This is a genomic window from Leptolyngbya sp. Heron Island J (assembly GCF_000482245.1).
Taxonomy (GTDB): Bacteria; Cyanobacteriota; Cyanobacteriia; order Phormidesmidales; family Phormidesmidaceae; genus Leptothoe.
The window spans coordinates 46,802-58,437 of record NZ_AWNH01000109.1 but is presented as its reverse complement, the minus strand read 5'-3'; the positions used below and the strand labels follow the sequence as shown (position 1 = coordinate 58,437).

General features: G+C 48.2%; 7 protein-coding genes. 3 read left to right on the top strand and 4 right to left on the bottom strand.

Going from position 1 to position 11,636, the window contains the following annotated elements:
* Positions 1 to 24 precede the first annotated feature (24 nt).
* Positions 25 to 213 carry a hypothetical protein gene (locus tag N836_RS68600; protein ID WP_023076306.1) on the bottom strand — a complete coding sequence of 63 codons (189 nt, stop codon included), beginning with the start codon at positions 211 to 213 and terminating at the stop codon, positions 25 to 27.
* 229 nt (positions 214 to 442) lie between these two features.
* On the opposite strand from N836_RS68600, the gene N836_RS73935 reads away from it, so the two are divergent.
* From N836_RS73935 to N836_RS73930, 3 genes are all read left to right on the top strand, one after another.
* On the top strand, positions 443 to 3,955 hold the full coding sequence (locus N836_RS73935) for a CHAT domain-containing protein (RefSeq protein WP_161635050.1): 3,513 nt from the start codon (positions 443 to 445) through the stop codon (positions 3,953 to 3,955).
* Positions 3,956 to 4,061: 106 nt separating this feature from the next.
* The gene (locus N836_RS68595; RefSeq protein WP_023076304.1) at positions 4,062 to 5,024 is read left to right on the top strand and encodes a tetratricopeptide repeat protein; all 963 of its coding nucleotides are present in this window, start codon (positions 4,062 to 4,064) and stop codon (positions 5,022 to 5,024) included.
* Between the two features lie 516 nt (positions 5,025 to 5,540).
* Positions 5,541 to 7,841, top strand: coding sequence for a glycoside hydrolase family 9 protein (locus N836_RS73930; RefSeq protein ID WP_023076303.1), 2,301 nt, complete (start codon positions 5,541 to 5,543; stop codon positions 7,839 to 7,841).
* A 110-nt stretch (positions 7,842 to 7,951) separates the two neighbouring features.
* Here the strand turns inward: N836_RS73930 and N836_RS68590 are convergent, their stop codons facing one another.
* The 3 genes from N836_RS68590 to N836_RS68580 form a co-directional block, all read right to left on the bottom strand.
* On the bottom strand, positions 7,952 to 9,529 hold the full coding sequence (locus tag N836_RS68590; RefSeq protein ID WP_023076302.1) for an ArnT family glycosyltransferase: 1,578 nt from the start codon (positions 9,527 to 9,529) through the stop codon (positions 7,952 to 7,954).
* 61 nt (positions 9,530 to 9,590) lie between these two features.
* Positions 9,591 to 10,835, bottom strand: a complete 1,245-nt coding sequence (locus N836_RS68585) for an ABC transporter ATP-binding protein (RefSeq protein ID WP_023076301.1) — start codon at positions 10,833 to 10,835, stop codon at positions 9,591 to 9,593.
* The gene (locus N836_RS68580) at positions 10,836 to 11,636 is read right to left on the bottom strand and encodes an ABC transporter permease (protein WP_023076300.1); all 801 of its coding nucleotides are present in this window, start codon (positions 11,634 to 11,636) and stop codon (positions 10,836 to 10,838) included.

Sequence of the window (11,636 nt, the reverse complement as noted above, 5' to 3'; positions counted from 1 at the left end):
GTGAAGCTCAAACCCACGTTGGGTTCAAAACCCAACGCTAATTGAGGGCTGTCCACTCAAGGGACAAGATTGGCTGAGCAGCTCCAAATATAGAGCTTTTAGGGCTTCTTTAACCGCTTGAGCGGTTTTGAGCCAGTTAGCCTTGCGACTTTGAGTCCAAGGTGGGTTAATGCTTCCTTGCCAGGTGCAAGATCTCAGATAATGTAATGCCATGTGTATTCATCAAGGATTGTAGCTAAATGTTTAGCACCTGGCCTGCCCCGTAGTAAGGTCATTGAGGGTAACGGAAAAGGAGACCAGCTAGTGCAATTGAGCAGATTTAGCCCCTAATTAATGGGTATTAATTAGCAAACAAGAGAGCAACGAGATGACACGTTTAACTTCGAAGCAGTGCTTATCGTATCCATATAGTTCTCTTTTATTGAGTTTACTAGGACTCGCTTTGATTACCCCTAGTATCGCCAAAGCTCAATCCGTAACCCCAGCCCAAGATGGCACCGGCACCATTGTCAACCACCATGGACAGCGGATTGATATTGAAGCAGGCAGCCCATCTGCCAACGGAGAAAACCTATTCCATAGCTTTCACACATTTACACCTGGCAGTGGAGAAATCGTCAATTTCTTAGCAGAGCCCACCATTCAAAGCATTTTTGCACGGGTTGTTGGCGGCAACCCAGCCATCATTGATGGCCTGCTACAAATCTCCAACAGCCAGGCCAGTCTGTTTCTAATGAACCCAGCAGGAGTGATTTTTGGCCCCAATGCCACCTTAAATCTACCCGCAGGTTTAACGGTGACCACAGCTGACAGGATTGGCTTTGACGAGCAGTGGTTTAATGCCGTTGGCAGCAATGAATATACCGCCCTGGTTGGTCGTCCCCATGCATTTGCCTTTACCCAACCCCAGCCCGGTGCTGTACTCAACCAGGGCCGGTTAAGCCTGGGACCTGCCCAAACACTGACGTTGCTGGGGGGCACAGTAATCAATACTGGCGAACTATCAGCTCCGGGAGGGCAGATCACGATCGCAACCGTTACTGGCGAGCAAATGGTCCAAATTCACCAGGACGGGCTGCTGCTCAATCTAGAAATCGCTGGGCCGCTAGACGACGGGACCGAACTACCCAGCATTACGCCGCTATCGTTGCCAGAGCTATTGACCTATGGTGACTTTAATAATGCTAACCAACTGGTAGCCAACGAAGATGGCACCGTTAGTCTTTGGGGCTCTAACATCGCAATTCCTACCGCACCAGGCACCGCGATCGCAGCTGGCACCCTCACCGTTGCCAACACCACCCCAGCAGGCACAGGTGGCACCATGGCGATCTTGGGTGAGCAAGTGGGACTGCTCAATGCTGAGCTGGATGCCTCTGGAACCAATGGTGGCGGTGCTATCTTTATCGGCGGCGATTATCAAGGGCAGGGCACCATGCCGCAGGCAACCCATACGTTTGTGGGTGAAGATGTTGCGATCGCAGCCAATGCCAATACCGACGGCAGTGGTGGCCAAGTCATTGTGTGGGCCGATCACACCACCGAATTTTGGGGTCAGGTATCTGCTACGGGGGGGCTCAACACCGGCAACGGCGGCTTTGTGGAAATCTCAGGTAAAGAAAATCTCATTTTTCGAGGTGATGTTGACGTTACCGCCTCAGCCCCCAACGGCATCCTGGGCACCCTGCTGTTAGACCCAGACGATATTCGCATTGTTAACGGCACGGGCGGCCTTAATGATAATGAACTAGCAGACAATCAAATTTTGTTTGGCGATGGCACCGGCACCTTTACCCTTTCTGAAAACGCCCTGGAGAGTTTAATGGGCAATGCCAATATAGAACTCCAAGCCAACAACAATATTATTTTAGAAAACCTGGCAGATAACCAACTGACACTAGCCCCCGGCACTGGCTCCATCACCTGGACCGCAGATGCAGACGGGAACGGCATCGGGGATATCACCATGGCTGATACCAACGATACGATTTCAGCCGCCGGTCGTGATGTTAAATTCTTGGGAGAAAACCTACAGCTAGGCACTATCACCACCACCGCAGAAACCAGCGGTAGTCTCACCCTCCAAGCCAACCGCAGCATTAATGCCGGCAATTTAATCACCCAGTCTGACCAAGGCACCGGCGGCAATGTCACCGTGACAGCTGGAGACAACCTAACTATCGGCAACATTCTCACCGCTGGTCCCACTAAAAGTGGCAACGTCAACATTACCAATACTAATACCAATATCTCCACCAATATAGGCAACATTCTTACCGAAGCTAACAATGGAGTCAGCGGTACGGTGACTCTCTCAGGAGCTGGAGGCGAACTTGGGAATGTCACTGGCACTCTTGTCACCGATGATAGTTTTGTTGACAACTCTAACGACTTTGATGACGACCTTGACAGAATCGATGAAGATGTTGAGGATGACTTAGAAACAGTCGATGAAGATGTTGACGGATTCGCAGATGAGTTCGATGAAACCGATGATAGCCTGATCAGCTTTGAAGATGAGTTCGACGACGATGGTGAATTTGAGACTGACTTCGAAGATAATGGCGAATTGGAAGATGGCGAATTTGAGAATGGCAATGAGTTCGACGATGAATTTGAGGAGGATGACGAGTTCGACGATGAATTTGAGGAGGATGACGAGTTAGATGAGCTACCCAACCAGGTAGTGAGAACATCGTTACGTGATAACAATGCCAATAGAGCGTTGACAGCATTTGAAGCACAGCGGGCTCAGGAATTCTCCAATTATTTTGGGCGAGATTTAAATGCAACAGAATTGAGCCCATCACAGCTCCAGCAGCTACTCACCCAGGTCCAAACCCAGACCGATAATCGCTCTGTGATTGTCTATGTTAAGGCACCTAAGTCACCGTCAATTGGGGCTGCAACCAGCGCCTCATCACTGGAACTATTAATTTTTACAGCGTCCGCAGAGCCGGTAAGTTTAACCATCCCTAATGTTAGTCGAGACGAGCTTTTCCAAACCATTGGCCAATTTCGTAGCACTCTTATTACCTCAGTGCGCCGGGGGTCAAAAAGCTATCTCAAACCTGCGCAACAACTTTATCAATGGCTGATTAAACCCATTGAAGATGAGCTAGGAAAAAACGCAATAGATACTATTCTATTCTCGATGGACTCAGGCTTACGGAGCCTACCCATTGCCGCACTGCACGATGGTCAACAGTTTTTGGTTGAAAAATATAGTGTAGGGATGATGCCATCCCTGGGGCTGGTAAATACCCAGTATCAACCTCTAGACGGAAGTCAAGTACTCGCCATGGGAGCCAGCGACTTTAGTGTGTTGCAACCCCTACCGGCAGTTCCCATTGAGATAGATGTTATCAACCAGCTCTGGTCAGGACAGAGATTTTTGAATGAAACCTTTACCCGTCAGAATCTTGTCCAGCAGCAACAGCAAACACCGTTCCAAATTATTCACCTGGCCACCCATGCTGAGTTTAAGCCGGGGGCAGTGGATAATTCTTATATCCAGCTTTGGAATGAGCAGCTAAATTTAGATGACATTCATACCCTGGGCTGGGATCGGCCCGTCGTTGATCTGCTGGTGCTCTCTGCTTGTCGTACCGCCGTGGGGAATCCGGACGCGGAGTTGGGCTTTGCTGGGCTGGCGGTGGCATCTGGGGTTAAGTCTGCCATGGCCAGTCTCTGGACAGTGGATGATGTGGGGACGTTGGCGCTGATGAGTGAGTTTTATCATCAGCTTAGGGATACTCCCATCAAATCGGGGGCCTTACGGGCGGCTCAGCTAGCATTGCTCAATAGTGAAACCCGTATTGAATCAGGTCAACTGCAAAGTGGAGCCACTCGCCAGGCGATCGCACTACCTCCAGAAATAGCCATTGCTGGGGATGTGGATTTCTCCCATCCCTATTACTGGTCTGGGTTTACCATGATTGGCAGCCCCTGGTAGCAGGCGACTGGAGCCTTGGGGAACATAAACATAGGAACTATAGACCAACATAGGAACGATGAAAACTACACAGCCTTACAATGACAGTTGCTGATTGAGGCTGACTATGAGCTGGACACCCCCAAAATTTTTGAGCCGTAATCTTGCCCTGGGTCTGGCCTGTACCCTGGGCCTCACGTTACTAGAGCCGATGTTGATGCCCGCTCAGGCCCAGATTTGTTTTTTCTGGCAGGCCTGTGCCCGACGCCGGGGGCAAGCATCCAACACTCGCACTGGGGGGAAACGGACAGGGGTGATCCGGGGTGGAAACAATTCGGCTGTGCCCTATGTGATTACGCCACGGCATACCTGGCTGGGTCAGCCGCCAGACCGGGTGCGCTGGCATGGTGTAGCGGGTGTCAATCGCTACAGAGTACGGCTGTGGCACTGGGCCTATGGTCGGACTGCGCCTAGTACTGTGCTGTGGGAAACCAGGGTTGAGAACATAAACGAAGTTGCGGTGCCTGAGGTGCCGCTCCAGCTGGGGGGATACTATTCCTTTGAGGTGATTACCGAGGACGGAGTGTCGTCAAATCTGGATGAAGGGGCCTACTATGGTGGGTTTCAGCTGTTGGCATCCGAGGATTATGAGCTGTTGCGATCGCACCTAACCCAAGTCAACGCCGATAATGCCAGCGCTACACCAGAAGCCGCGGCCCTGGCAGCAGCTGGCGTGTACTTTCTAGATGAGCTTTACGCAGATGCGCTGCAGATATTAACCCCGCTGGCCTCAGACCCCAATGCCTCAGACTTAGTCCACACTGCCCTGGGAGATACTTACCTCGAAACAGGATTAAACCAGCTGGCCCTGGCAGCCTATGAACAAGCCCTGAGCATTGCCGTGGCCAATGATGAGACCCTGAGCGCAGCCACCATTCAGGTTAAACTCGCCGATATTTACGTCATTTTAGAAAATTTTGACCAGGCACGACAGTTGTTACTGAATGCCCGGCAGATTTATCTGCAACTCGACAACCCGTTAGAAGTGGCATTATTAGATCGTCGGCTCAATGCTTTATCTCTTCTTTAGAGTTTGACGGTTAGTGACAGAATTTGACTGTCACTACCGCGTCCAGTCTCGCGTTCCACCCAATGTGTCCTGAGCTCAACCGAGCACCTTTATACAATAATTACAAGCTTTTTACTATATGTAGACACCATATTAGGGTGATCCAGGATATCTTTTTTAGAGGGGTCTGTAGGTTCGTACTCCGAATCGCATCAATGGGGTGTACTCAATAATTTCAGAACCATATTTAATGGCTGGCAGCACATTAAACGTTATCGTTTGCATACGCGGTTATCACACTTTTAAGTAGGTGTTGCAAAAGTGTTCTTTGTTACTCTGAAGTGATTAAAAGGTACTTAAAAATCACATTCAAGTCCTGATCTTCTATTGAGAACACTGAGTCATACCCGAATTTTTGCCGGTTTAGTGATACGGCAGCAGCATTATCTTTGAAACTGTTTTAGTAAAGTTTTTGCCAAGCCAGAATAACACTTTTAACCTATAGCACTGAGTCAGCTAGTCGGAGATTTAAAAATAATGGGAATTAACAATTCTGATAATAATGGCGCTTCTTTAGCATCCCTAGCAAGAGACTCTATATTTAACTACAGTGAAGCACTAGAAAAGTCGCTTTTATTTTACGAAGCTCAGCGAGCTGGAGAATTACCAGACGATAATCGAGTTGCATGGCGCAGTGATGCGGTCACCAATGATGGCTCAGATGTGGGCGTTGATCTCTCAGGTGGCTATTTTGACGCCGGAGACCACGTCAAATTTGTGTTTCCCATGGCCAGCAGCCTCACCATGCTGAGTTGGGGTGTCCTGGAATACCGAGAGGCTTATGAACAAAGTAATCAACTCGATGAAGCCCTAGAAACTATTAAGTGGGGCACTGATTTTTTGCTCAATGCCCATGAAACTAGTAACGGGGTTACCCAAGCATTGTGGGGACAGGTGGGCGATATTGTCGAAGACCACAGTCAATGGGTTCCTCCCGAAGAAGTTGACAACGTTACCGAGCGGCCATCCTTCAAAATTGATAGCCAGCATCCCGGCTCTGATTTGGCAGCGGAAGTAGCCGCTGCCATGGCATCCGCGTCCATGATCTTTCGCCCTACAGATTCAGACTACGCTAACAAACTGCTTGATAATGCGGTTCAGCTCTACAAGTTTGCCGACGATGCCGATCATAATGCCGCCAATGGGAAACAACGAGGCAAATACTCAGATTCACTTTGGAATCCCAACAATGTTGAGTTTCGCAATCCTGATGGAGCTTATGTCTCCTATAGCTATGAAGACGAACTGGCCTGGAGTGCAGCCTGGCTACATAAGTCTCTAGCTGATGCGGGGGATGCCGATACGGCCTATCTCAATCAGGCCAAAAACTACTATGGTGGGCTCTGGCTAGACGGCACCCAATCTTGGGATAGTAAAGACCATGGCACCGCTGTTTTGTTAGCCCAGCTAACCGGAGATAGTCAGTACACCACTGATGTGGAAACCTGGTTGGATTATTGGTTGCCCGGTGGTGGGATTAGCTATACTCCCGGCGGGCTTGCCTGGCCACAAGAGCTTGGCGGCTGGGGCTCCCTACGCTACACCGCCAATACGGCCTTCCTGGCAGGTCTCTACAGCGACACTGTCAATGCGGGCGATGGCGGCTATGGTGCTTTTGCCGAACAACAAATCAACTATATTCTGGGGGATAATCCTCTCAACTTTAGCTATATGATTGGCTTTGGTGACTCCTATGCACTGCAGCCACATCACCGGGGAGCCCATGGCATTAGCGGGTGGCAGGCCTACAGCGATACGTCTCAACCTAACACTAATATTATCCAGGGTGCTTTAGTGGGGGGACCAACCCGCAATGACGATTTTGCCTATGAGGATCTGCGTACTAATTTCCAGGGCAATGAAGTAGCACTGGACTATAATGCTGGCCTGACTGGAGCCTTAGCCCGACTGCAGGGTATCTATAAACAGCCTCCTGTTACCGACAATGGCTCCTCGGCAACAGGATACGTCAAAGAGGGTACTCTGGCTGGCAAGGTATGGAATAACGGCACGGCCTATGCTGGTAATCTGCTCAGCAATACCGACGGCACAGCAAACCCAGACGATATTCTCATCGCTACCGAGGGTGCAGACAACGTTTGGGGGGGTACCGAAGGCTCAGATACAATTTATACTGCGGCTGGTAATGACCGTGTTGGTATCAATACAGCGGCAGGAGGAGCCGTAGTTGACACTGGGGACGGTAATGATTTTGTCTACAGTACGGCTGGCTTGAGTGGAACAGGAGAGATTAACTCAATTGACCTGGGTACAGGTCAGGATAACGCCTGGATAGTCAATGGCAACAATCGAATTGTTTCTAGCGCTGGTAATAACACCATTGGTTTAGGTACAGGTGGTGACACTGTTATTTTGGGCAATGGCAACAATGTTGTTTATATGGCCAACGGGGTTGGTGCAGCGGATGGGGCTAAAGATATTACCACTGGCTCAGGTAATGACTGGGTGCAGGCTGGCTCCGGCAATGATCGGATTGATCTCGGCACCAATGCTGGGGGAGCCACAGATTATGATGTTGCCTTTGGGGAAGCAGGCGACGATATGTTTGTGGTCCACACAGGGAATGGTTGGTTATCGGTTGGCGATTTTGCCCAAGGCAGCGACTATTTTGAGCTACAGGCAGGAATGAACTTTGAAGATCTCAGTCAAGTCAACAGTTCGGGTAGTACCTGGGTTTGGGCCGACGATGATATTTTGCTGGAGCTGACTGGGTTTACGGGCACACTGACAGCCGCTGATTTTAATGGTCCCACTTAGCGATCGCAGAAGGACTTTGAATCTGGCTCCCTCTCCCTCTGGGAGAGGGCTGGGGTGAGGGCTATTCGAACATCAGCTGGCAGAGTTAGCCTGCCCAGTCCCATAGGGCATCAAGCCACCTCACCGGGAACCTTATAAAGCACCCATTTAGATGTTTTTTCCTGAAAATGGCAGGTACGATTGATATGATCTACCAATTTTGGATGATTCACCCAAAAGTCTTTTCTACGCTCATCAACAATACCTAGCCAGTCTGCCCCTTGAAGCCGCAGACGCTCAAACATTAAGATCGACTTATTATCATCTTCAGATAACTGATTCCAGGCACGCCCTTTAGTTTCAACAGCCCGTGAGAACGCCCAGCCTCGACGCTGACTATAGTAGAGTGCAATCGGATCATCGATAGTATTCGCCAAAGTCACAATCATCTCATGAGGTTGTGTAATTTGCCTGAGCTCCAAACCCATTTCATAACTTTCTTGGGCATAGGCTTGATAAAGCCAACCAGTCGCCTTATGGCCATTAAATCCAATAAAAAATAGAAAAAACAACATCAACACTACCGAAAGGGCAGATTGTTTTTTTGACGTGATAAATGATATTAGTTGGACAATAGCATGGCCAGATAAGGCGGCAGCAGCTGGGTTGAGGATAGCAAGCGTCCAGGGATAATAGACAAGCTCTTTCGCACAAAATATATAAAAAACGCCCAATGCTAATAGCCAAACATGAAATAACCACGGTAGAGGTGTGACATATTTGCATCGAGTTTTTTTCTCACCTTTTTGGTTCACCCCTGGTAAGCATAGACCCACTAGAACTAACAACAAAATAGGTGTTGTCCACAGCCACCCATTCAATATCTGCCAAAGCTCGGCCAAAAAATAACTTTGGTCTAACCATGTCCCTATCCCATCTTCCCAAACCGAACTCTCTACACCCAATAATGGCTGTTCTGTATGGGTAGGATTTAGCCGATAGGCCCAAAGTAAGTTAAAGATCGCCGCTTCAAGCACAAAAAAACCAAACGTCCCTAAAGCCGTAATACTATAACGGTCGCGGCCAGAAGACTGCCGTACATAACTACCAATGGCGTAGACCATCGGTAACACAATTACCAGCCCGATGTATTTTGAGGCCACCCCCCATGCACCTGTAACGCCAGCAAGTACCAGGTAAAGCTCACGTCCCGTCCGCAAATAGACCAACAACATCCAAAAGCTAGTAGTCACCAAGGCCACCATAGCCGGATCACTTAAGAACGACCGATCAACAAAAATACTACCCGGCATAATTGCCAGCACAGCAGCGCTGACCAAAGCTGTTTTGGTATCTCTAATATGGGTAACCAACTTATAAAAAGCAAAAATCCCCCATAAACCAAATAACACCACAACAGCACGCCCTACCCACTCATGCTCCCCTAGCAAAAAGTAAAGCGTACCGGCAATATAGCTAACCGTCGGAAATTCCCGAGCCTGATAGTTAGGATCATCTCCGCCCCAACTTACCTGTGGATGTAAAAAATTCCAATCAACCCGAAAGAAATTATCAGCAATCATAGCTGTATTCGCCTGGGGCCAGCTAAATGCATCAATAAAGGGTTGATTGATATTGTTAAACCGTAAAACCGCTGCAGCGGCCAAAATAAGAATTAATATATAGTTCGAAAGATTTTTGATTTTCATAAGACGTCCCCTTATGGTCAACCGTGTCTGGGCAGGTAACTAACAGCATCTCTAACCACCCCTAAACACTCAGTAGCTCCCATTTTTGAAATGACTTGGCAGCAGACCTTTCAACCTTAGAGGCTCGAATCACAATTGGATAAACCTGCCAGTGAAAATCATAGGCATAGGCCCAATCCTTCTCATAGATCCCAACATCAACAAAGTAGTGGCCTGTTTCCAGACTAGGGCACTCAATTTCCAGGGCAATGCGTCCCTGCCCCTGAATTGTTGGTAAGGCCACATCTGCTGTATTGGTATTGGTCTGATAACAGTTAATCCCTTTGGCGTCACTAATGTTGATGCCAAATATAGGAGATTCCACAGGAGTATGCGCTACATAGTCAATCAGGAGCCTCATTGACGTGCCTCCATACACTTCGGCAACATCCCCTTGATTGGGAGCTTGAATCTGTAGACCCATCACCTCCGCTTCCAGGGAGCCAAATCGATTTTTGTTGACTTTGAGTTCAAACCCTGAAGCTGTTTTGACCGCAGGATGGCTGGTGGGTGTACGTTTACGAGTTTCTAGCTGCATAGCATCCACATATTGTTGAATCACAACTTCAGGATCACCATAGGCAGCCACATATCCTCGACTCAGCCACAGCGCTTTATCACACAAAGATTTAATTTGATCTGGGCTATGGGAAACCAGGACAATGGCACACCCCTGTGTCTTCAGCTCATGAATGCGCTTGAGACATTTGGTTTGAAACGCCAAGTCACCAACAGAGAGAAATTCATCCACCAGCATTACCTGAGGATCGGTATGCACAGCTACAGAAAATGCTAAACGCATCATCATGCCCGTGCTATAGGTTCTCAGAGGCAGATCAATAAAATTCTCAAGCTCGGAAAAAGTAATGATTTCGGATAAACGCTGGTTGACTTCACGTCGGGTCAACCCAGCCGAAATAGCGGTTACATAAATATTTTCTCTACCGGTTAAGTCTGAATGGAAACCAGCCGCTAAATCTAACAACGCGCCAATACGGCCAGCTATCATCACTTGCCCTTCATCGGGCTGAATCACTCCACCCAGCAGCTGCAGCAGTGTAGATTTACCAGCTCCATTTTTACCAATAATTCCCAGCATCTCACCGGGGGCAATTTCAAGGGTGACATCTCTGATCGCCCAAAACTTCTTAACGGGCTGCATCAATTTGAACCCAGATAAGACCGCCTCCATAATGGTCGCAGGCCGGTGACCATCGTAATAATTAAATCGTTTACCCAGGTTTTCAGCAATAACTGTCCCGTTCATCTACAGCTCCTCAACAAAACGACCGCTCTGATTTAGAAACAGCTTGTGACCCAGAGGTAACAAGATTAAGGAGCCAAATCCTATCCACAGCAGAGGCATCAGAGCCGGAAAAGCACCATCAATTAAAAGAGAACGATACGCTGTTACCAGATGAACCATGGGATTTAATCCATACAGGTATTGCAGCTCAGAGGGAACATTACCAACGTCGTAAAAAATTGGTGTCAGATAAAAGAACATTTGCAGCAATACGCCTAGGGTATGCTGAGTATCTCTAAAGGTGACATTTACAGCTGCTAGAAAATAAGCAAAGCTAAGCGTGAGCAGAAATTGCAACAGTTGCAAGGCTGGCAACAAAAAAATTACCGAGCTGAGCTGTATCCCATCAATCATCAAGAATACGATCAGAATTGGTAAAGCCAGGACAAAATGGACCAATCCTGTCATCACAATCACCACCGGCAGAATGGGTTTGGGAAAGCCCGGTTGACGAATCAAAGCTCGATTTGAAATGATCACCCCGGCTGATTGAAAGAGTGAGGTCTGGAACCATGTCCAAACCAATAAACCTGTAAAAACATAGGATGAATAATTAGGAACATCCAAAACCAAAACAACCTGAAATACAAAAACAAATACCGCTAGATTTAGTAATGGGGCAATTAGAGTCCACCCCACTCCAAAAATAGAGCGTTTATAAAGCAGTTTCATATCCCGTGCAACCAGCTCACGGGTAAGGTCATACTGATATATAAATTTTCTCTGCAGGGGTTGGCTTACAGAGGTCTGAGGCAAAAACAT